The sequence below is a fragment of the Dinoroseobacter sp. S375 genome (assembly GCF_049800775.1).
GTDB lineage: Bacteria > Pseudomonadota > Alphaproteobacteria > Rhodobacterales > Rhodobacteraceae > Dinoroseobacter.
Window position 1 is genome coordinate 1 of sequence record NZ_JBNAFR010000018.1, and the last position, 21464, is coordinate 21464.

Annotated in this window: 18 protein-coding genes; 14 read left to right on the top strand and 4 right to left on the bottom strand. The window is 67.5% G+C overall.

Annotated elements, in window-relative coordinates; genetic code table 11:
- The first annotated feature begins 2 nt into the window (after positions 1–2).
- Positions 3–155: a PfkB family carbohydrate kinase gene (locus ACP150_RS21635; protein WP_424968858.1), complete on the top strand. Its 153-nt coding sequence runs from the start codon at positions 3–5 to the stop codon at positions 153–155.
- Between the two features lie 86 nt (positions 156–241).
- Here ACP150_RS21635 and ACP150_RS21640 read toward each other — a convergent pair whose 3' ends face one another.
- Positions 242–2605, bottom strand: a complete 2364-nt coding sequence (locus tag ACP150_RS21640; protein ID WP_424968806.1) for a hypothetical protein — start codon at positions 2603–2605, stop codon at positions 242–244.
- A 365-nt stretch (positions 2606–2970) separates the two neighbouring features.
- On the opposite strand from ACP150_RS21640, the gene ACP150_RS21645 reads away from it, so the two are divergent.
- Genes ACP150_RS21645 through ACP150_RS21670 form a run of 6 tightly spaced genes read left to right on the top strand, consistent with a single transcriptional unit; the run spans position 2971 to position 8915 of the window.
- Complete coding sequence (locus ACP150_RS21645) at positions 2971–5832, top strand: monovalent cation/H+ antiporter subunit A (RefSeq protein ID WP_424968807.1); 2862 nt, start codon at positions 2971–2973, stop codon at positions 5830–5832.
- A 1-nt stretch (position 5833) separates the two neighbouring features.
- Entirely contained in the window at positions 5834–6229 is a 396-nt protein-coding gene (locus tag ACP150_RS21650; protein WP_424968808.1) for a Na+/H+ antiporter subunit C, read from the top strand.
- A complete protein-coding gene (locus tag ACP150_RS21655; protein ID WP_424968859.1) occupies positions 6226–7764 on the top strand; it encodes a monovalent cation/H+ antiporter subunit D in 1539 nt (512 codons plus the stop codon). Before ACP150_RS21650 ends, ACP150_RS21655 begins: the two co-directional genes overlap by 4 nt.
- Positions 7765–7767: 3 nt before the next feature.
- Positions 7768–8259, top strand: a complete 492-nt coding sequence (locus tag ACP150_RS21660) for a Na+/H+ antiporter subunit E (protein WP_424968809.1) — start codon at positions 7768–7770, stop codon at positions 8257–8259.
- A complete protein-coding gene (locus ACP150_RS21665; RefSeq protein WP_424968810.1) occupies positions 8256–8525 on the top strand; it encodes a K+/H+ antiporter subunit F in 270 nt (89 codons plus the stop codon). The genes ACP150_RS21660 and ACP150_RS21665 overlap by 4 nt, the downstream gene beginning before the upstream one ends.
- Before the next feature lie 9 nt (positions 8526–8534).
- On the top strand, positions 8535–8915 hold the full coding sequence (locus tag ACP150_RS21670; RefSeq protein WP_424968811.1) for a Na+/H+ antiporter subunit G: 381 nt from the start codon (positions 8535–8537) through the stop codon (positions 8913–8915).
- Here ACP150_RS21670 and ACP150_RS21675 read toward each other — a convergent pair.
- Complete coding sequence (locus ACP150_RS21675) at positions 8912–10405, bottom strand: NAD(P)-binding protein (RefSeq protein WP_424968812.1); 1494 nt, start codon at positions 10403–10405, stop codon at positions 8912–8914. The two genes, ACP150_RS21670 and ACP150_RS21675, sit on opposite strands and share 4 nt — an antisense overlap.
- A gap of 276 nt (positions 10406–10681) precedes the next feature.
- Here ACP150_RS21675 and ACP150_RS21680 point away from each other — a divergent pair, with 276 nt between their 5' ends.
- The 7 genes from ACP150_RS21680 (at position 10682) to ACP150_RS21710 (ending at position 18675) form a co-directional block, all read left to right on the top strand.
- Positions 10682–12523: a hypothetical protein gene (locus ACP150_RS21680; RefSeq protein ID WP_424968813.1), complete on the top strand. Its 1842-nt coding sequence runs from the start codon at positions 10682–10684 to the stop codon at positions 12521–12523.
- 48 nt (positions 12524–12571) lie between these two features.
- Positions 12572–14314 carry a serine hydrolase gene (locus tag ACP150_RS21685; RefSeq protein ID WP_424968815.1) on the top strand — a complete coding sequence of 581 codons (1743 nt, stop codon included), beginning with the start codon at positions 12572–12574 and terminating at the stop codon, positions 14312–14314.
- Between the two features lie 34 nt (positions 14315–14348).
- Positions 14349–14720: a glycine zipper family protein gene (locus tag ACP150_RS21690; protein ID WP_424968816.1), complete on the top strand. Its 372-nt coding sequence runs from the start codon at positions 14349–14351 to the stop codon at positions 14718–14720.
- The gene (locus ACP150_RS21695; RefSeq protein ID WP_424968817.1) at positions 14704–15804 is read left to right on the top strand and encodes a serine hydrolase domain-containing protein; all 1101 of its coding nucleotides are present in this window, start codon (positions 14704–14706) and stop codon (positions 15802–15804) included. The genes ACP150_RS21690 and ACP150_RS21695 overlap by 17 nt, the downstream gene beginning before the upstream one ends.
- Positions 15801–16466 (top strand): hypothetical protein, encoded by a 666-nt coding sequence (locus ACP150_RS21700; protein WP_424968818.1) that lies wholly within the window; start codon positions 15801–15803, stop codon positions 16464–16466. Before ACP150_RS21695 ends, ACP150_RS21700 begins: the two co-directional genes overlap by 4 nt.
- A gap of 22 nt (positions 16467–16488) precedes the next feature.
- A complete protein-coding gene (locus ACP150_RS21705) occupies positions 16489–17727 on the top strand; it encodes a helix-turn-helix domain-containing protein (protein WP_424968819.1) in 1239 nt (412 codons plus the stop codon).
- A gap of 147 nt (positions 17728–17874) precedes the next feature.
- A complete protein-coding gene (locus ACP150_RS21710) occupies positions 17875–18675 on the top strand; it encodes an endonuclease/exonuclease/phosphatase family protein (RefSeq protein ID WP_424968820.1) in 801 nt (266 codons plus the stop codon).
- On the opposite strand, the gene queF is transcribed toward ACP150_RS21710, so the two are convergent.
- Together queF and ACP150_RS21720 are read right to left on the bottom strand one after the other, a co-directional pair.
- Complete coding sequence (queF, locus tag ACP150_RS21715; RefSeq protein ID WP_424968821.1) at positions 18672–19133, bottom strand: preQ(1) synthase; 462 nt, start codon at positions 19131–19133, stop codon at positions 18672–18674. The genes ACP150_RS21710 and queF overlap by 4 nt on opposite strands.
- A gap of 82 nt (positions 19134–19215) precedes the next feature.
- Positions 19216–21432, bottom strand: a complete 2217-nt coding sequence (locus tag ACP150_RS21720) for a PAS-domain containing protein (RefSeq protein ID WP_424968822.1) — start codon at positions 21430–21432, stop codon at positions 19216–19218.
- Positions 21433–21464: the final 32 nt, after the last annotated feature.

A 21464-nucleotide genomic window follows, 5' to 3' on the forward strand; every position in this document is an offset into this window, starting at 1 on the left:
CGGTGGACAGCACCGGGGCTGGGGATTGCCTTGCGGGTACGTTCCTCGCCGGTCTGGTGGCCGGGGCGGATCCGCGCGCGGCGGCGGAGCAGGCGGTGCGGGCCGCCGCCGAGACGGTGCGCGCCTATGGCGCGACCGCCGGGCCCTTGGCATAGGGCGCCTCGGTACGGGGCGCGGGCCGGGGATCCGGACACTATATATATACATGCCAAACACGGCGATGCCCGCTCCGGGGGTCGGATCAGATCAGCGGGCCGCCGAGACTGCTCCAGGCGTCCTTGGGCGGGGGCCATTGGCTGGTCTCCCAGCGCATGTGGAAGGCATTACCGCTGATCCCGGTGCACACCACCTCGATATGGTCGCCATTCACGATGGCGGTAGGGCTGTCGATGACCTGCCCGCCCAGCGGGGCCCAGTCGCTCCAGGTCCCGCCAGTGCCCCGGATCGCGAAGACCCCGCCGGAAATCCCCGTGGCGAAGATCACCACGTGATCGCCCGTGCTGACGGCGCAGGGCGGGCCCATGATCTGGCCCCCGAGATCTGTCCAGCCCGTGGCCGAGGGGCGCCACCCCCCGCTGCCCAGGGTCTTGGCAAAGAGCTTGCCGCTGATCCCGCGGCCGCAGACGAGGATCCCGCCATCATGGGCGCAGCCATGGGGATCGGCGCTGAGCTGTCCGCCAAGCTCGGTCCAGCTCGGCTGGCTCTGGGTGAGGGCGTCCTTGGGGATCACGGCATGGACCGGCGTGCCCGCCGCCCGGCGCGTCACCACATGGAGCCCGTCGGGACCGGGGATACCATGGGGACGTCCCTCGAACGGGCCGCCCAGCCGGTGCCAGCCGAACAGGGACGGGGCCCAGCCTGTGCTGCGGCTCTGCTTGACGAAGATATCGCCGGAGATGCCCCGCACCAGCGCTTCGTTGAACGCGCCGCTCTTGCTGGGCGCGACCTCGCCGAGGATCTCGCCGCCCATGTTCTGCCAACTGGCGGGCGACCATGTGCCATCGGCGGCCATGCGCTTGTAAAAGGGCGCGCCGCTGACCCCGCGCACCCAAACCGACAGCTCGTCGCCCGCCTGGGCGACCGTGGGGCGCTCGGTGATCTCGCCCCCCATATCCCACCACTCGGTACGCGCAGGCAGCCAAGCGCTCCCGGTCCGGCGCTTGTGGAGGGGCGAACCATCGGCCTTGCGCGCAAAGACATGCAGATCGCCGCCGCTTACCCGCGCCACATCGAGCCGGGGCGCCCGGTTCCAGCTGATGCGGATCCGCGCCTCCTGCCCGGTGATGTCGAGCACCTCGATCTCCAGCCCGTTCTCATGCCCGCCGTAAAAGGCCGTGTCGCTGGCCTCCAGCTTCTGACCCGTCCGCAGGGAGCGCAGCTCGGTCGCCTCGCGCGACTGGCCCGAGATCAGGGTGACCTGCGGTTCCGCCTCGCCCGGCGCGCCGCCTTTGATGTCGGTGCCGTTCACGTGATAGACGAAGACCCCGTTTTCCAGCGGATTGCGCAGGTTGCGGTCGAACCGGATCGCGCTGCCATCGGGTGTGCGGCCATTCCGGGTGCGGTATTCGACGATGAAGAACTCGCCGGGGCGACGGTTCTTTTCGGGGCGGATCACCAGCGCATTGCCCGGCGCGCCATAGGTTGGGCGCAGCGTGATCTCGCGGCTGGCAAAGGTCGGCTCGACAAGCTGCGGGTCCGTCCAGTTGAGGAAGAACTTGAGAAACCCGTCGAAATGGGGGCTGTCGAAATGCAGGGCCATGATGCTGGCATCGCCGAGATAGCCGAGCGCATCCTCCTGCGTCACGCGCGTGCCATCCACCCGTCGGTTGTAATAGTCGCCGATCCCGAAGAAGAGATGCCCAAGCTCATGGGCATGGAGCTGCGCCGAGGACGCGCCCGGGCCTTGGGAGCTGAGCACGATCTCCTGAAAGGGCATGCCGGGGGCGAGTTCGGTGGCCACGGGCAGGGTGCGTTTGACCGCGCGGTTGACCTGGCTTGAGCAGACATAGACCGAACCGCCGCCCCCGGTCGGAAAGGCCCAGTCGGCGATCTCGGTCAGGCTTTCGGGGTCGTCCCAGTCATGGTCCGGCCCCGCCTCGATCTCGGTGATGAGATCCGCGATGATGTTGCGGCGATGGATGTTGCCATACTCACGCAGCACGGGATTGCCGTTCCCGGTGCCAAAGCGGGCCGGGTCGCGGCCATGGATCCGGAAGGCGGCATAGCCTGTGTAGCTCTCGGGGGACATGAAGTCCCCGGGATTCTCGAGCACCCCGCTCGCCGCGTTGTACCGCGGTTGGATCCCCTCGAGATTGCCGCGCCAGTCCCGCGGATTGGGCAGGATCCCCGAGCGGACGCGGTACTCGAAATCGAGGCGCTCAAAGCTGTTTTCGCGGTAGAAGGCCCGGGCCAGATCCATCGAGGCGCGGGTCGATTGCACCAGCGTGCGAAGCGCGGTCAGCCCGCCCATCCCGTCGGAATAGAGATAGGTCAGAACAGGCAGGCGGATGAGACGGGTTTGCCCCTGCTGTGACAGCCGGTTGCGGCTGCGGTCATGGGCTTCTTTCTTGGAAAATCCGGCAATATCGGACTCGATAAGGCGCATAAGGCTCACCTTTCAAATTGGTACATATTTAAAATCGGCTCTCGTCGGGATCCCGGAAATATCGGGCCCGTGGCGGGACAGTGCCCGGTCCCGCATGGCTTGGCAACTGTTTCTGTATGCATAACAAAACCGTGAAAACGGCGGGATCACATGCCGCTTGCACCGGGCCCCGGTGGGGCCTGCTGCGATCGGCCGCGGCGACCCAGGCACCCACCGCGCCGGGGGGATCCGCAGGCCCGGCGCGATCCCCGGACTGGGGCGAATTGTGCCATCTAAGGTCTCTCGCTAAGGGGGATGCTTTGCTGTATTGCTGATCGGAACGGCGCCACCCAAGGCGCAGACTGCAAGATCCGTAAGGGCATATTATGAGCCACGGGGGCCCTCTCCTTTTCATTATCGCATTGCTGCCATTCATTGGCGCCCTCATGCCCGGGGTGATGATCCGGGCCGGGCGAACCGCATGCGCCTCTTTCACGGCCGTTCCCACGGCGCTCGCCTTTCTCATGCTGCTATCGCTGGCGCCCCAGGTGCTCGACGGGCAGGTGATCCAGGCCGAGGTGCCATGGTTGCCCCAGCTGGGCCTGTCGGCGTCGTTCTTCCTTGACGGGCTGGGCCTGCTCTTTGCGCTGATGATCACGGGCGTGGGCCTGCTGATCATCCTCTACGCGCGGTTCTACCTGTCGGGCGACGACCCGATGGGGCAGTTCTACACCTATCTGCTGCTCTTTCAGGGCGCGATGCTGGGGATTGTCCTGTCGGATAACATCCTGCTCCTGCTGATCTTCTGGGAGCTGACCTCCCTGAGCTCCTTCCTGCTGATCGGCTATTGGAAACACCTCCCCGAAGGCCGGCAGGGCGCGCGCATGGCGCTGACCGTCACCGGCGCGGGCGGGCTCGCGATGATCGGGGGTATGCTGATCCTCGGGAATATCGTCGGCAGCTTCAACCTGACGGACATTCTCGCCGCCGGAGACCAGATCCGCGCGTCGGAATGGTATCTGCCCGCGCTGATCCTGATCCTGCTGGGGGCCTTCACGAAATCCGCGCAATTCCCCTTCCATTTCTGGCTGCCCCACGCCATGGCCGCGCCGACGCCGGTTTCGGCCTATCTGCACTCGGCAACCATGGTGAAGGCGGGCGTCTTCCTTATGGCGCGCATGTGGCCCGCGCTGGCGGGGACCGATGCGTGGTTCTACATCGTGTCCACCACCGGGCTGATCACCATGGTGCTGGGCGCGGGGATCGCGCTCTTTAAGGATGACCTCAAGGCGCTGCTGGCCTTCTCGACGGTCAGCCATCTGGGCCTTTTGACCATGCTTCTGGGCTTTGGCACCCAGGCCGCGGCGGTGGCGGCGGTGTTTCACATCATCAACCACCTGACCTTCAAGGCGGCACTCTTCATGACCGCGGGGATCGTGGATCACGAGACCCATACCCGCGATATCAAGCGGCTGGGCGGGCTCAGGCACCTGATGCCGATCACCTTTGTCATCGGCACGGTCGCGGCGCTCTCCATGGCGGGCATCCCGCTCTTCAACGGGTTCCTGTCCAAGGAGATGATGCTGGAGGAGGCCGCCCATACGGGCTGGGCCGGGAGCCATTACGCGGTGCCGGTGCTGGCGACGCTGGGCGCGCTGTTGTCGGTGGCGTATTCCTTCCGCTTTATTGCCCATGTCTTCCTCGGGCCGGTGCGGGACGACTACCCGCACAAGCCCCATGACCCGCCCTTTGGCATGTGGGCCTCGCCCGCGCTTTTGGTGGTGCTGGTGCTGGTGATCGGCATGGCGCCCTTCCTCGCCGAAGGCATCGTGACGGCGGCAGCCAATGCGGTGACCGGCGCGGATCTGTACCCGCATCTGAAAATCTGGCACGGGTTCACCCCGGCGCTCTGGATGTCCTTTGCCGCGACGCTCGGCGGTCTCGCTCTGCTCAGCCAGCATGGCAAGCTCGACCCGATCTGGCAGGCCGCGCGCCGCCCCGAGGCCAAGGCGATCTTCGACCGTCTCATGGCCGCGGTGCAGGGCGCCTCGGCCCGCCTGACGGAAGTGACCCATAACGGCGCCATCAGCCGCTATCTCGCGATCTTCACGCTGGCCTCGGTGACCATGGGCTGGATCGCCTATTCCGGCAGCGGCCTTTCGGCCCCCACGCGGGAGCTGTTGCCCGTGCCGCCGGTGATTGCCATCGGCTGGCTGATGCTGATCGTGGCCACGGCTTGCGTCGTGAGCATGCACCATTACCGGTTCCGCGCGCTGGTCCTGATCGGGATCATCGGGCTGTCGATCTCGGCGGGCTTTGTCTATCTCTCGGCCCCCGACCTCGCCCTGACGCAGATCTCGGTCGAGACAGTGACCATCATGCTTTTGCTGCTGGCGCTGCATTTCCTGCCGAAAGTGACCCCCAAAGAAAGCCCCACGGGCCTCAAGATCCGCGATGGCATCATCGCCGTGGCGGCCGGGCTCGGGGTCGGAGGTCTGGCCTTTGCCTTCCTGCAGCGGGACATCTCGACCATCTCGGATTACCACATCGCCAACAGCTATGAGGGCGGCGGCGGCACCAATGTGGTCAACGTGATCCTCGTGGATTTCCGGGGCTATGACACCTATGGCGAGATCATCGTGCTGGGGATTGCCGGGCTCGTGATCTATGCGCTGATGCATGCCCTGCTCAGCGGACCCGCCGCGCGGCGGCTGCGGAATGCCGACTATGATCAGGACCGCTCCCGCGATCGCCACCCGATGATGATGGTCGTGGTGACCCGGGTGCTGATGCCGATCGCGGTGGTGGTCGGGCTCTATATCTTCCTGCGCGGCCATAACCAGCCGGGCGGGGGCTTCGTCGCCGGTCTGGTCATCGCCATCGCGCTCTTGATGCAGTACATGGCCTCGGGCTTTGCCTGGACGCAGGAGCGCAAGCGGATCGAGTATCACACCATGATCGGCTTCGGCGTGGTGATTGCCGGTCTGACCGGGGCAGGGGCCTGGCTGGTGGGGCGGCCCTTCCTGACCAGCGCCTATACCTATGTCCACCTGCCGCCCATCGAGGAGTTCGAGCTGGCCACCGCCATGCTGTTCGATCTCGGCGTGTTCCTGACGGTGCTCGGGGCGGTGATGTTGATGCTCTACAGCCTCAGTCGGATCGCGCGTTTCGCGGGCGAGACGGTGAATGTGGAGCCCATGGATTACGACCCGGCGGACAATGCCGCCGAGAGCGAGGTGGAACGCTGAGATGGAAGTCATTGTCGCCAGCACGGTTGCGGTTCTGACGGCAGGCGGGGTCTACCTGCTGCTGCGGTTGCGCACCTTTCCGGTCATTCTGGGCCTCGCGCTGCTGTCTTACGCGGTGAACGTGTTTCTCTTTGCCAGCGGACGGCTGGCCATCGACCAGTCGCCGATCCTGTCGAAATACGGCGAGGCCACCTATACGGACCCGCTGCCGCAGGCGCTGGTCCTGACGGCCATCGTGATCTCCTTCGGGATGACGGCGGTGCTGGTGATGATCGGGCTCGCCGCCTATCTGGAGGCGGATTCGGACCGGATCGACATCCATGACGAGGCTGATGCCGCCGCCACCCCGGACCCCGGTGAGACGCCGGAATCCCTCGAAGCGGAGGGCCGGTTCTGATGCATTGGATTATCCTGCCCGTCATCCTTCCGGCGATGCTCGCGCCGCTGATCGCTTTCGTGATGCGCTATGACATGCCCTTGGCGCGCACGGCCTCCCTCGCCGGGACGGTGACCCTGCTCGCCGTGGCCCTGGGGCTGGCCGGCATGGCCGCCGATGGCACGACCCATGTCTACCGGCTGGGCGACTGGCCTGCGCCCTTCGGCATCGTACTGGTGCTGGACCGTCTTTCGGCGCTGATGGTGCTGCTGACGGCGGCGCTGGCGCTGATCGTGCTGATCCATGCGATCACCACCGGTTGGGACGCGAAGGGGCGGCATTTCCACGCCCTGTTCCAGTTCCAGCTGATGGGGATCTGCGGCGCCTTTCTGACCGGCGACATCTTCAACCTCTTCGTGTTCTTCGAGGTTCTCCTGATCGCCTCCTACGGGTTGATGATCCATTCCGGCGGCAAGGAGAGGATCCGCGCGGGCCTGCAATATGTGGTGATGAACCTCGCGGGCTCCACGCTGTTTTTGTTCGCGCTCGGCACGCTCTATGCCTCCACCGGGACCCTGAACATCGCCGATCTGGCCGTGCGCATCCCCGAGATCCCGGCCGAGGAGGCTGCGCTTGTCCGCGTGGCGACCATCCTGCTGCTGCTGGTCTTCGCGGTGAAGGCGGCGCTCTTTCCGGTGCAGTTCTGGCTGCCGGCGACCTATGCCAATGCGCCCGCCCCGGTTGCGGCCCTGTTCGCGATCATGACCAAGGTCGGGGCCTATGCGATCCTGCGGATCCACACCACCGCCTTCGGCCCGGGTAGCCCGGGGACCGAGGATCTGGCCGGGACATGGCTCTTTCCCGCGGCGATCGTGACCATCGCCATCGGCGCGTTCGGCGTGCTGGGGGCCAAGCGCCTGATGCCGCTGATCGCCTTCTCGGTGGTCGGCTCCATGGGCACGCTTCTGGTGGCGGTGGCCGCGTTTTCGCCCGGGGCGACCTTCGCAGCACTCTATTACATGGTGCACTCGACCTTTGCCGCGGCCTGTCTCTTCCTGATCGCTGATCTGGTGATCACCCGGCGCAGCCAGGACAGCCTGACACCGACAGCCCCCACCATGCAGAACGGCCTCTTTGCGGCGCTGTTCTTCGCGGCGGCCATCGGCATGGCCGGGATGCCCCCGCTCAGCGGGTTTCTAGGCAAGCTGCTGGTGCTGGACGCCCTGCGCGCGCCGGGGGTGATCGGCTGGGCCTGGACCGCGATCCTCGCGGGCTCGCTCCTGACGATTGTCGGCTTCGCCCGCGCCGGTAGCGTGATCTTCTGGAAATCCACGGCCATCCCGCTGCCCGAACCGATCGAAGGCGCCCCCCCGGTCGCGGTGCCGCCCCGCGCCACTGCCGGTGAGCTGGCCCCGACCATGATCGCGCTGGTCGCACTTGCCGGGCTTGCGATCTTTGCCGGGCCGGTCTCGAGCTATCTCGAGGCCACCACCACGCAACTGTTCGACCGGTCGGGCTATGTCGGCGCGGTGCTCGGCACCGGGGAGGAGGGTTAACCCATGCTTGCACGCCTGATCCCCCATCCCCTGCTGAGCATCACCCTGGCGCTGGTCTGGCTGGCGCTGGTCAACACCTTCACCCTGGGCAACCTGATCCTCGGCATCGCCTTCGGCATCATCATCCCCATGCTGACCGCCGCCTACTGGCCGGATCGCCCGCGCATCGGCAAACCGCTCAAGGTCATCGAGTATCTGCTGGTGGTCCTCTGGGATATCGTCGTGGCGAATGTGCAGGTGGCGATGATCATCCTGTTCAAGCGCGAGCGCGAGATCCGCTCCCACTGGATCCCGGTCCCGCTGGAACTGACCTCCGCCGAGGCGATCACCGTGCTGGCGGGCACCATCACCATGACCCCGGGGACGGTCTCGGCCACGCTGTCGGCGGATGGGGCCTGCATCCTCGTGCATTGCCTGCATTCCGACGACCCGGACGCGGTGCGGGACGAGATCAAGGCCCGCTACGAGGCGCGCCTCAAGGAGATTTTCGCATGATCGAATATGCTCTGCTCTTCGCGGCCCTGTGCTATGGCGCGGCACTTCTGCTGGACCTGTGGCGCATCGTGACGGGCCCCTCTTCCGCGGACCGGATCCTCGCGCTGGACACGATGGTGATCAACATCATCGCGCTGCTCGTGCTCTACGGGATCTGGCGCGGCACGGCGATCTATTTCGAGGCCGCCATGCTGATCGCCATGGTGGGCTTCGTCTCGACCGTGGCCTATTGCCGGTTCCTGCTCCGCGGCGACATCATCGAGTGAGGTAGACAGATGGATTTTCTCGCAGACCTCCTCATCGCCGCCGCCCTCGTGATCAGTGGCGTGTTCGGCTTCGTCGGCTCCTACGGGCTGATCAAGCTGAAGGACACGGTGCAGCGCCTGCATGCGCCGACCAAGGCAACGACCCTCGGGGTGGGCGGCGTGCTCGTGGCCTCGATGATCTATTTCGCCAAGACCGGCTATGTCTCGGTGCACGAACTGCTGATCACGCTGTTCCTGTTCCTGACCGCGCCAATCACCGCGAATTTCATCGCCAAGACCTATATGGCGCGCAATCTGCGCGAAAAAGAGCTCCCCGAGAGCACGGGCAGCTTTGGCTGGTCGGTCTATGACGACCCACCCGAGAGCAGACCGGACAACCCGACCTCCTAGATCGGGCCCGCGTCGATCCCGTAACGCGCCGTCACCAGCTCGAGCACCTTGCGGCAATGGGCGAGATCCGCCTTGGCCGTGGCCCGCATCTGCGCCAGCGCCAACAGACGCCGGGGCAGGGGATACCACCGGTCGAGATCCAGCCCGCAGCGATCCAGCAGCATCATCGGCAGGGTCTGCACCGCCAGCACCTGGTTGTGATAGGCCTGCGCCGCCGAAGCCCCGACCCAGGCCTTGCGATCGGCGCGAAACAGCCCCTCCAGATCGAGCGCGTAGAAGCCCGCCCCGCGCAGCTGGTCGCGATAGAGCAGATGCGCCCCGAAGAACCCGGCGACACTGGTCAGGAAGTGGAACGCATGGCGCGTGTTGATCGACAGGATCGCGCCCTGCGGGGACAGGACCGGCATCACGGGTGGCATCTCGGCATCGCGAAAGAAACTGCCCCCGCAATTGACAAAGATGCTGCCCGGCGGCACCGGCAGGGACGCGCCCTGCCGCAGGCGGATCTCGGGCCCGGTCGCCCCGTCCACCACATCCTCCAGGTAATCCGCATGGGTCGCGCTCAGCCCGGACTGGATGCGCGCCTGCTCCTCCTCCGATTGCAACCCGTAGAGGAACACCTCGTTGGGCGTCTCCGGGTCGGTCGAATGGGTCTTGCGGATATGGGCGATCAGCGCGTCGTCCTGCGTCCCGTCATAGGTCAGCGCCACATCCCGAAAGAGCCGCGAGACCAGCGCGCCGGAGGTCCAGCGCTTGATCCCCATGGGCAGGTAGCGTGTCCGGTTCAGGAAGTTCGTGCCCCGCCCCTTGTAGAGTGTGATCTGTCGCGCCGGGTCCGCCGCCAGCGTGGCCAGCACCGTGTCCATCCCGGTCTTGCCCCCGCCCACCACATGGACCGGCGCGCCGGGATGGGCGGCGAGGGTCGCGGCCAGCTCCTGCGGGATGATCGACACGACCTCCGCCGAGCGCAGCGCCAGAGGCTGGGCCAGACCGTAGTTCAGACCCGCCGCATGGATCGCCCGGGTGGCGCGGACCGTGACCTCCTGATCCGGCGCGCCCAGCGGGTGATAGCGGATCTCGGCCATCGGGCCCTGGGCCGTGCTGACCTCGGCACATGCGGTCGCCACGCAGCCAAAGGCGGTCTGCAAGCCGACCTGCGCCGCGATGGGGGTCAGGGCCTGACCCAGATGGGTCTGCACCTCGTCCCGCTTGGCGAGATAGCTGCGCGGTTTGCGCCAATCCCATGCCATGTCTCCCACGGCGAACATCGGGTGGGGCTGATGCAGGCGCACATAGTCATAGGCCGTGTTCCACATGCCCCCGGCATCGGGTTTTTCATCCACCAGCAGGACGCGCGCGCCCTTGGGCAGGTACTCCGTCGCCGCATAGAGCGCGTTCAGCCCGGCAATCCCGGCGCCGATCACCACAAGCGCATAGGTCTCCTGCGCGCTTGCCTCCGCACCCGGTGCGGGTGATGTCTGATCCAGCATTTTGTCCCCTCGACCGCCTCGCGTCTCAATTCCGCAAGGGCATCATGGCCGAAACGGGCGGCTGACAACAGGGGGGCATAGGGCGGGCACATCGCCCGCCGCTGGACGTACGGTCGGGTTTCACAACATAACCTTGCTTACCTGCTTCTCATGCGGCGCGCCGTGACCGTGCGGCTGCCTGCATCCTAAGCAAATCTCTATCTTTTGCGCGCAAGGATCCCTACCCATGACAGACCCCCGCGCCCCGTGCGTCTCAACCGATTGGATCCCTGCCCCGTGTTCTCTCTGCTTCGCTGCCTGACCCTCTGCCTCTGCGTTCAGTTCGCCTCCACCGCCTTGGCCGAGCCGGTCTTTGTCCAGATGCCCGATCCCGTGGCCTCGGCGACCCCCTTTGCGCCCCTGCGCGACGCGCCGTCCGCCCGTGGCAAGGTGGTCGCGAAGCTCTGGCCCCTGCAGGAGCTTCGGGCCCTGCGCAAGGTCGGTGACTGGACCGAGGTGCAGGCGGGCGCGCATATGCAGGGCTTTCTGCGCAGCGATCGGCTGGGCACCGAGGCGCCCGCGCCTCTGAGTGTGGTCGCCTTCACCCCGTTTGCCGGGCGCAAGACCTATCTGCGCGCGCAGCCGTCGGACAGTGCCCTGCCCGTGGCCGGGGATCCCCTGGCCGCGGACAGCGTGTTGCAGGTGCTTGCCCGCGACAAGGACTGGACCCTCGTGCGCAGCTCCCTTGGGGTGGTCGGCTGGGTGCCCATGGCGGTGGCGCAGGTCGCGGCGAACCCCGCGCGGTTCGCGCTGACGGGGCCGACCGAGTTTCACCCGCGCTTCGCGCCGCTCACCGTCCCCGGGCAGGTCTGGCTCGGCGCCTTTCGCGGCAAAACGGGTCCCCACGCCTCGCGCGACGAGATCCGCGCGGCCCTGGCCGCCGCGATCGCTGATGCGCCGGCACTGGCACCGCTGGGGGACCGGGATGTGCTTGTTCTGGCCGATGGCAAACGGGTCTATGGCCCGCTCCTGCCTGACGAAGCGCGCCAGATCCTCGCCCATCCGGCGTTTCGGGCCGCGTTCAAATCCCAGCCGCTGACCTATGAAGGGCCCGAGCTGGCCGCGCCGGTGCGCTATCAGGCCCGCAACCTCACCCGGTTCGGCACGCCCGAGGGGGTGGATCCGGCCTATCCGGTCTATGATTTCTCGGGCGGGTGCAGCTTTGCCTCCACCGCGCCGGAGGACGGCGCTTATCTCAACACCTTTACCGATGTGCTCTTCACCAAGGAGATCTCCGTCTCCTGGCAGGAGGCCCTGCGCCTCATCTGCGGATCCTTTGCGGCGGCGGGGCAGGACCTCGCCCATATCACCTTTCTCGATGCGGATCCGCAAACACCCCAGAGCGTGCTGATCCGCGAGAACCGGGTCGCGTTCCGGATCGCCCATGGGGACTGCACCTATGATTACGCGCTGGACATGACGCAGGTTCTGGCCCGGAGCCGTCAATCGGCCAGCGGCCCGGACTGCCCGGTGGTGCTGCGGGACCTGCGGCTGGCGCGGACGACCCGGCTGGTGACCGAGGCCCACCGGGCGCTGGAGGTCGTGTTGCGCGGCACACGGGAGGGCGGCGTCCGCTTCACCCGCCCCGAAGAGGTGCTGCGCGGGACCTATGCCTATGACAACCGGGTGGAGATGCGCGCGGCCGCGGGGCATGACACCAGCCTGGCCGCCGCCTGCAAGATCCGGATCTCCATCACGCGCGAGCCCCGCACGCGGACGACCAAGCTGTCGGACGAGATCACAGTGCGCAACAATGTCCATCACATCACCTATGACATCGATCTCCACGGGAATCTGGTGGTGGCCATGGTTGGGGCGGAGGAGTTTCAGCTCTTCGGGAGCTTGCAAAAGATGCGCCGGGGGTTTCGCAAGAACCGGGGCACCGGGCCGGAGGCCAGCTATCGCGAGCTGTCGAAGATCGCGTTTCCCTTTGACGACCGCCATGGCGCCGAGATCGCGAAGCAGGTCTGGACCCGGCTGGCGCGGCGCGGCCCCGCCGTGCCCAGGACCGACCGCGCGCGAAGTCCGACCCAATTGGCGCGGACGTCCGGACGCGCTGGATCCGTCGAGAACGCCTGAAAACACCGTCATGTGCTGCTCCAGACACTTTTTCTGGAAAGGCTTCCCATGACCGTCTTCAACCCCTCTGCCCTGACCGCCACACCCGACGCGGTGGCCCAGGCCCTCACCCTCAACGGCGCGCCCGCCGCCCTCGTCAGCGTCACCGATGGCGCGTTCAGCGCCCATGGTGTCAGCGGCCTGTCAAACGTCGAGACCGGCACCCCGGCCCAACCCGGCCAGACCTTCGAGATCGGCTCGCAGACCAAGATGATCACCTCCGCCGCACTGCTCAAGCTCGCCGAGGCGGGGCTGGTGGATCTCGACGCGCCGCTGGGCGACTACCTGCCCGCCGAGATGCTCGACGGGATCGCCAACGCGGCCGAGGCCACCCTGCGCGAGGCGCTCTCCATGCGCAGCGGCATTCCCAGCTACACCGATCTGGAGGATGAGGACGGCAACGAGCTCTTTGATCTGATCACCGCCGAGAACCCCGACACCGTGATCGGAACCGACGTGGCGCTGGATCTGGTGCGCGGGATCCCGGCCGATTTCGCCCCGGGCGCGGAGTATGCCTATTCGAACACCGCCTATGCCCTGCTCGGCAAGGTGATCGAGAGCGTGACGGGCGAAAGCCTCGGCGCGGCGCTGGAGGCGCTGGTCTTCGCCCCGCTCGGGATGGCGGACACCAAGCTCGACGATCACAGCACCGACGCCGCCCGCCTGTCGAGCTATCTCGAGGGCGACGCGGGCCCGATCGATGTCACCTATGTGCTGCAGAACCAGTATGCCGAGGGTGGCGTGATCTCGACCACCGCCGATATGACCACCTTTCTGCAGGCGCTTCTGGTGGATCAGACCCTGCTCTCGCCCGAGGCTCTGGGCCAGATGCTCACCTTCGGCGAGACCGACACGGACGGGATGGGTTTCGGGCTGGGCCTGATCGTGCTGCAGGACGCAGCATTCGGCACGCTGGTGGGCTTTGCCGGCGGCACCCTCGGCACCGACAGCGCCACCTTCCTGCATCTGGAGACCGGGCGCATCCTCTCCACCGCCGTGACCACCGTGGATCTGGATTTCGGCGCCCTCTCCGGCCTGACCGCCGCACTGGAGCTTGTGGCCGAGGACCCCGCCTGGGCGCCGTCGGACGCAGACGGCCCGCTTGAGGTCCAGGGCGTCTCCGCCGCGGATCTGCTTGTGACCGAGACCGAGGACGGAGCCGACATCGCCGCCGAGGGCGCCGCCCTGCACGTCGAGGCCCCGCTCGACGCTCTGAGCCGCGCGGATTTCGCCTTCGAGGACGGCTCGATCCTGCTCACCGGAACCGACGGGGCCGACCGGATCGCCCTGCGCAAGAGCGACGCGGCCTATAACGCCGACAACCAGCTTCTGGGGCTTGAGGGCAATGACCGCCTGCGCGCCGGGTCCGGCGATGACCGGCTGGTCGGAGGCCGCGGGGACGACCGGCTCAAGGGTCTGGACGGCGATGACCGGCTTGAGGGCGGCAGCGGCGATGACCGGCTCAAGGCCGGGGCGGGCGCGGATGTCCTGATCGGCGGCGCGGGCGATGACCGCATGGTCGGCGGTGCGGGCGCGGATGTCTTCGTCTTTGGCGACAGCACCGGAAATGGCCGCTTTGAAACCGACCGGATCCGGGATTTCGACGCCAGCGCAGACGCGCTCTTTCTCGGCGGCGCCGAGATCACCGAGATCCATGAACGGCAGACCCATGTGGTTTTCATCTTCGACGGCGATGGCGACGCGCTGATCGTGCAGGGCGTCTCCGATGCCGATGCCATCACCTTTCTCTGACCTCCCACACACACTCTCACACAGGACAAAAACCATGACATATCTCTCCTCCTCCCTCTGCGCCCTTCCCCTGCTTGGCCTTCTGGCGGCCTGTAGTGGCACCGGATCGGACTATGTCCCGCTCACCGATGGCGCGCCCGCGCCCGGGTTTGAGGTCGATCTCGCTGCATGCCAGGAGGTGGCACGCCAGAAATCGTTGGTCGATGCGGAAACCCGTGAGGACGCACTGATCGGCGCGACGATCGGGGCCCTTGCCGGGTTGGCGGATGAGGACGGTTCGGGGCTGGGCGGCGCGCTTGTGGGCGGGGCCGTGGGTGGCACCGCCGGCGCGCTGGAGCGCCATGACGACCGCGCCGAGATCGTCACTGCCTGCATGAAAGGGCGCGGCCATGCGGTTGTCGGTTGATCGGCGCATGGTCTGCGCCGGAGGTCTCACCTATCTGGCCGGGCTCTGGCCCGGCCGCCCCGCCGCCGGACGCGATCCGGTTGAGCGGGCCGTGACCCGGGCCGCCGCCGATCCGGCGGTGCCCGGGGTGATCCTGCGCCACGAGACCGCGCAGGGCGGACGCAGCTGGACCGCCGGGCGGCAACGCCGCGATGGCGGCCCGGCCCTGCGCCCGGCCACCCCGTTTCACATCGCCAGCATCGGCAAGCTCCTGACGGCCACGGCGGTGCTGCAACAGGCCGAGCGCGGCACGCTCGATCTCGAGGATCCGGTGATCGACCATCTGGGCGCGGCCAGCCTGCGCGGGCTGGCCGGGGACGCGGCCCCTGCCCTTACCCTGCGCCACCTGCTCGGCCATCGCAGCGGCCTGCCCGATCTCGACAACGACCCGGGGTTTCAAAACGCAGTCCTCCATGACCCGCAGCGGATCTGGACGCCGCAGGACCTGCTGGAGGTCGCGCGCGGCCTGCCCCCCACCGGACGCCCGGGCGCACAGACCAGCTACAGCTCGACCAATTACCACCTGCTCGGGCTGGTGCTGGAACGGGTGACGGGCACCGCCTATGCCAACCTGATCCGCCGCGACATCCTTGCGCCGCTCGGTCTCGGGCGGACATGGCACAGCGTGCAGCACTGGCCCGCCGCGCGCGCCGCACAGCTGCCCCCCTTGCACCACTATGCCGGGACGGTGGACCTGACGGAGCATCACCCGAGCTTCGAATTCGCCGATGGCGGCTTTGTCTCGACCGCGACGGATCTGACCCGCTTTGGCCGCCTGCTGGCCCAGGGCGCGCCCTTTGCCGATCCCGGCACATGGGCCCGGATGATCGAGGCCGAGACCCCGCGCCCGGACGGGCTGCACCAGGCGCTCGGCCCCATGGTCGCCTGGCAGGGCGGCGCACCCCGGGTCGCGCTCCATGGCGGGTTCTGGGGGCTGGGCCTCAAGCTGGATGTCGCGGGCGCATGGGCAACCGTCGCGGCCACCGGACAGGCAGAGGCCGACCCCTGGCCCCTCATGGCGCTGACACCGGAGGGGGTGGGATGAGCCCCCGTCAAACCGCCGGTCTGGGCGCGCTCTTCGTGGCGGGATGCTACCTGACCGGGATCGCCTTCGTGCTCGGCCCGCTGGCGCCATTGGGGCTTGGCACCGGGGCGATGGATGGCGCGGCCGTGCTGCAGCTGACCCGGCAGAGCCCCTGGCTCCTGCCGCTCTGGATGACGGTGATCTATGATCTGAGCGCCCTTGGCACCGCGCTGGCCGGGCTGGGGCTTGCACGGGCGCTGGCGCGCGACCTGCCCCATCTCGCCCTCGCCTCGGCGGCGACCGCGCTGATCTGGACCGGGCTGACCCTCGCCAGCGGCATGGTCGCCCGGGCCGGGCTGGCCGAGCTTGCAGCACTCGCCCCCCAGGACCTGCCCCGCGCGCTGGAGACCTGGCGGATCCTGCACCTGATCGAAACCGGGCTTTCCGGGCGGACCGAAGCGCTTGGCGGGCTCTGGATCGGGCTGGCGAGCCTCGCGGCACTGCGGATCGGCGCGCTTTCGGGGGTGGCGGGCCTTCTGGGGGCGGGCGTGGCGCTGGCCGGGCTCGCGACCTACCTGCCGCCCCTGTCGCAGGGCGGTGGGATGGTCTTTGGCCTCGGGGCTATCCTATGGTGTGGCTGGGCCGGGGTGGAATGGATCCTGCCGCGCCCCGCCGAGACCTGACCCCGCAGCCAACGGACCACCCGTGACCGACGCCGAGATTGCCGATCTGATGTGGAGCAGCGCCGCCCTGGGGGTGGCGTTCTTCGCGTTCTGCGCCGTGCTGGCCCGGCGGATCCGCACGGGCGGCCCGGCGCTCTATCTCGATGCGGTGGCGGTGTTTCTTGCGGTGCAGGTCACGGATATGGCCGATGATCTGGTCTTCGGGCCGCCGATCCACGCGCCGCTCTGGGCCTATGGCTGGCAGGATGCGCTGCTGCCGCTCTTCATGATCTCGCTGTGGTTCTTCGTGCGCGGGCTGACCGAGCCCGCATTGCGCCTGCGCCCGCGCGATGCCTGGCATCTGCTGCCCCTGGGGCTGGGGCTGGTCTTTCTGCTGCCCTTCTTGTCCCTGCCGGGTCCGGAGCGCGCCGGGCTTTATGTGGATACCGATCTGGGCGAGACGCGCGTGCTCTGGGCCGAGCTGGGCGTGCTCGCCTTCTGGGTCGGGTGGATCGGGCTCCTGATCGGCTACGGCTTTGCCTGCGCGCGCCGCCTGACCCGCCACAAGCGGACGATCCGGGCGCTGTTTTCCGATCTCAGCGGCAAGTCGCTCTGGTGGCTCGATGCGCTGGTGGCGATGATCCTCGGCCTTGCCTGGGTGGTGATCGCCGACGAGGTGCTGATCCTCGCCTTCGATGCCGGGTTCCTCGAAGGGGCCGCCGAAGGGGTGCATGAAATCCTGTTGGGGCTGATCTTTGGCCTCTTCGGGATCCAGGCCAAACCGCCCCTGCCCGACTGGTCCGCCGAGGTCGTCGCCAACGAGACCGCCCCGGCCCCACCGCCGCCCGCCACAGGGGACGAGACCGGGGCCGGAACCGGGGCCCCGCCGGGCCGCTATGCCCGCTCCGGCCTCGGGCCCGAGGACCTGACCCGGCTCGCCGCCCGGCTGCAGACCCGCATGGAGGCGTCCCGCCTGTGGGAGGATCCGATGCTCACCCTCAAAACCCTGTCCGAGGCCACGGCCATCCCGCCCATGCATCTTTCGGAGGTGCTCAATACTGAGATCGGTCAGAGCTTTTTCGACTATGTGAATGCCCACCGGATCGAGGCCGCCTGCAGCTTGCTGGCCGAAAGCGAGCTCGGCGTGCTCGAGATCAGCGAGGCGGTGGGCTACAATTCGAAATCCACCTTCAACGCGAATTTCAAGCGGATCACGGACAAGACCCCGACGGAATGGCGCCGCGCCCTGCGCGCCATGACCCGCCCGGCCGCGCGTCCCTGAGATCGGTGGCGTGGGTCCGCACGCGGACCCGCGCTGTCCGATCCCGGATAAACGGGCCCGGGGTCACGCCCCGCCGCACCCCGCCACCCCTTGCCGCCGCGCGCGGGACGCGCGACTGTCAGGCTCTGGGGAACAGGGGGTCGCGCGATGCGGATCATGTGTCTGAACGGCTGGGGCGGCACGCTCCACGAGGAGCTGCTGCCCTATCTGGCCCAGAGCGCGCCCGACATCCTGTGCTTGCAAGAGGTCGTCCACAGCCCCGCCACCGACAAGGACTGGCTGACCTATCGCGATGGCGACCATGTCCTGCCCCAGCGTGCCAATTTCTTTCGCGACATCTGCCGTGCCCTGCCGGACCATGTGGCGGTGTTCTGCCCCGCCGCCCAGGGCGTGCTCTGGGACGGCGACAGCGCGGTCCCGTCGCAATGGGGGCTCGCCACCTTCGTGCAGCGCAGCCTGCCGATCATCGGCCAGGTGCAGGGCTTCGTGCACAAGGACTACGCGCCGGATGGCTATGGCGACCATCCCCGCTCGCGCAGCGCCCATGGGGTGCGGGTCCATGACCCCGCCGCCGGCCGCGCCCTGAGCGTGACCCATATGCACGGGCTGCGCGACCTGCGCGGCAAGATGGACACGCCCGCCCGCGCCGTTCAGGCCGCGCGGCTCCGCAGCCTGTCCCACCAGGTCTCTCGCCGCGGGGAATTGCGGGTGATCTGCGGCGATTTCAACGTCGAGGCCGACAGCGCGACCCTGCGCCATCTGGCCGAGGACGGGTTGACCGAGCTCGTCACCGCGGGTGGCTTTCCCGGCACGCGCAGCAGCCATTACACCAAACCCGGGCGCTTTGCCGATTACATGCTGATCAGCGAACCGGAGGCCGTGCGGGACTTCGAGGTGGTCACCGACCCCGAGGTCTCGGACCACTGCCCGCTGGTACTGACCCTCTAGCCGCGCCCGCGATAGGGCGGCACGCCCTGATCCGGGACCCAGACATCCTGCGGCATGGCCCCGGTCTGCCAGAAGACATCAATCGGGATGCCGCCGCGCGGATACCAGTAGCCGCCGATCCGCAGCCATTGCGGGTCGAGGAAATCGACCAGACGGCGGGCAATCGAGATCGTGCAATCCTCGTGGAAGGCCCCGTGATTGCGGAACGCCCCGAGAAAGAGCTTGAGCGATTTCGATTCCACCAGATACGGGCCGGGCACATAATCGATCACCAGATGCGCGAAATCGGGCTGGCCGGTCATCGGGCAGAGCGAGGTGAATTCCGGCGCCGTGAAGCGCACGCAATAGGCCACATCCGCCTGGGGGTTCGCCACCCTCTCCAGCTCTGCATCTTCGGGGGAGGTCGGAAGTTTCGTGTCGCCACCCAGCTGGGTGAGGCCGCTGTAAATCGTTTCCACATCGCGCTCCATCGGTTTCGCCGCGCTGATACACGCCCGGTTTCCGCCGATGCAAGCCCGTTCGGGCGGTGCGGCGCCGGGGTCAGACCCCGGGCGGGGCGATCGGCAGGCGGATCTCGAATTGCGCCCCGCCCAGATCGCTGTCGGTGATGGTGATGCTGCCGCCATGGCTGGTCACGATCCGGTGGCACAGGGCCAGACCCATCCCCGTCCCCTCGCCCACCTCCTTGGTGGAAAAGAGCGGCTCGAAAACCCGGTTGCGCAGGGCCTCGGGAATGCCCGGCCCATTGTCGGAAATCTCGATCAACGCCGCACCCCCCTCGGCATCCGGACGGCTGCGCAGGCGCAGATGCCCTGGCCCCGGGACCGGCTGCACCGCGTGCTGGGCATTGATCAGGATGTTGTAGATCACCTGGATCAGGCTGTCGGGATCCCCAAGGATCGGGGCGAGATCCTCGGCCAGAAACACCTCCACCCGGGTCTCTGCCGACAGCCCGCTCTCGGCCACATCAAGCGCGCTCGCGACGATCTCGTTGACCGAGCAGGGCGTCTTTTCAAAGGGCCGCTCCTGCGCCATGTCGAGAAACATCTCGACGATCTTGGCACTGCGATTGGCGGCCTCGGCGATCCGGTCCACCCGGCGCTGCAGCACCGGGTCCGCGATCTGACCCTCCAGCATCTGGGCATAGCCCACAATGATCGAGAGCGGATTGTTCAGCTCATGGGCCACCCCGGCCAGAAGCTCGCCCAAGGCCGAGAGCCGCTCTTTCTGGTGGGTGATCTCGCGCTGGCGCGCCAGTTCGGCCTCGATCGCGCGCTGCTCGGTGATGTCGATGAACGACACCAGAAACCCGTCGAGCCGCGTCTTGTGACAGGACGCCACCACATGACGGCCATCGCTGAAGGCCACATGCACATCCTTGCGGTAGGTCAGCACCGTATCGCGCCAATAGGCGATGAACTCATCGACCGTCCGCCCCTCCGACAGCACGAAATGCCCCGCCGCCGCCTGCTTGCGCGTGGCCTCCAACACATGGTCCCCGACCCGGATCCGCGGCTCCCTGGTCGAGAACAGCTCCGCCCATTTCTCGTTGCCAAAGGTGATGCGGAGATCCTTGTCAAAGAGCACCACGGCGATATCGAGGGTCTGCACCGCGTCGGTCACCGCCGCCAGATTGCGGGTCTCGGCATCCTTGAGCGCGGTGATATCCGTCACCACCACCACGCAGCCGCCATTCTCGACGCGGCCCCGTTCCACGAGGAATTGCTGCCCGGATTTGAACCGCACCTCGAAGGGTTTCAGGGTCTCGCGCTGCTGCAGGATCGCGGCGCGAAAGGCCGCGCCCAGATCCTCGGCGCGGGCATCGTTATCCACCGAAACCAGCTGCGGCGAGAGATAGGCCATCCGCGCCTCGGGCGGCATGGCGATCAGTTCCGCAGCACTCAGGCCGTAGGGCGCGGCAAAAGCCTCGTTGCAATGGGTGAACTGGCCGCTGGCATCCTCGATCGCCACCCCCACGGGCAGGCGGCTCATGGCGCCCACGATCAGCTGCTCGGCCTGCCGGTCCTCGGTGACGTCCTGCATGGTCAGGACCCGCCCGCCCAGCTCGGTGTCATAGACATTCCCCAACAGGGCCGAGCCATGGTTGTTGGGCACCGGGAAATCCCGGGCATTGGTGTCGATCAGCTGATCCATCGCGTCCAGCAGATGCTCTTCGGCCATCCCCTCGGGCAGCGGGAAAAGCCCGGTGCGGATCGCATCCCTGTGGATCTGGCGCATGCTCCGCCCGGCAATCAAGAGCTCATCCCGGGGGTCGCCATGGGCGCGGAACTTCTTGTTGGCAAAGACCAGCCGCTGAGCCTCGTCGATCAGGGCGACACCGAAATTCACATTGTCGATCGCATCGGCAAAGAGCGCCCGCGCATCCCGCGTCTCGACCGACGGGGCCGGGGTCGCCGCCAGAACGAGCGTCGCACCGCCATCCGCCCGCGCATGGAGCTTGAGCGTCAGCTCCCCCTGCTCCGGCAGGGGCAGCTCTGCGATCAACCCGGTCTTTTGCCGGTCTTGCGCCTGCGCGAGGGTCTGGATCAGCCCGTCCCCCTCCGCCGCGCCGAGCAGCGCGGCCAGCGCCTCCGCCAAGGCCGCAGGCGTCGCCACGGCCTCGGCAAAGGGGGCGTTGGCCAGGGACAGCGCGCCCGCCGGGTCATAGACCGCCACGCCATGGTCAAGACAGTCGAGCGCCTCGGCCAAAGGGCCGTCCATCCCGGGGGCCGCGCGGGTGCTGTGCAGATCATCCATGACATGCCTCGATCCTGTTGGCGGCGGATCCC

Bases quoted from the DNA above. Each gene is read 5' to 3' on its own strand.
- ACP150_RS21640 (WP_424968806.1), bottom strand. From the start codon at position 2,605: ATGCGCCTTATCGAGTCCGATATTGCCGGATTTTCCAAGAAAGAAGCC.
- ACP150_RS21645 (WP_424968807.1), top strand. From the start codon at position 2,971: ATGAGCCACGGGGGCCCTCTCCTTTTCATTATCGCATTGCTGCCATTC.
- ACP150_RS21650 (WP_424968808.1), top strand. From the start codon at position 5,834: ATGGAAGTCATTGTCGCCAGCACGGTTGCGGTTCTGACGGCAGGCGGG.
- ACP150_RS21660 (WP_424968809.1), top strand. From the start codon at position 7,768: ATGCTTGCACGCCTGATCCCCCATCCCCTGCTGAGCATCACCCTGGCG.
- ACP150_RS21665 (WP_424968810.1), top strand. From the start codon at position 8,256: ATGATCGAATATGCTCTGCTCTTCGCGGCCCTGTGCTATGGCGCGGCA.
- ACP150_RS21670 (WP_424968811.1), top strand. From the start codon at position 8,535: ATGGATTTTCTCGCAGACCTCCTCATCGCCGCCGCCCTCGTGATCAGT.
- ACP150_RS21675 (WP_424968812.1), bottom strand. From the start codon at position 10,405: ATGCTGGATCAGACATCACCCGCACCGGGTGCGGAGGCAAGCGCGCAG.
- ACP150_RS21685 (WP_424968815.1), top strand. From the start codon at position 12,572: ATGACCGTCTTCAACCCCTCTGCCCTGACCGCCACACCCGACGCGGTG.
- ACP150_RS21690 (WP_424968816.1), top strand. From the start codon at position 14,349: ATGACATATCTCTCCTCCTCCCTCTGCGCCCTTCCCCTGCTTGGCCTT.
- ACP150_RS21695 (WP_424968817.1), top strand. From the start codon at position 14,704: ATGCGGTTGTCGGTTGATCGGCGCATGGTCTGCGCCGGAGGTCTCACC.
- ACP150_RS21700 (WP_424968818.1), top strand. From the start codon at position 15,801: ATGAGCCCCCGTCAAACCGCCGGTCTGGGCGCGCTCTTCGTGGCGGGA.
- ACP150_RS21710 (WP_424968820.1), top strand. From the start codon at position 17,875: ATGCGGATCATGTGTCTGAACGGCTGGGGCGGCACGCTCCACGAGGAG.
- ACP150_RS21720 (WP_424968822.1), bottom strand. From the start codon at position 21,432: ATGGATGATCTGCACAGCACCCGCGCGGCCCCCGGGATGGACGGCCCT.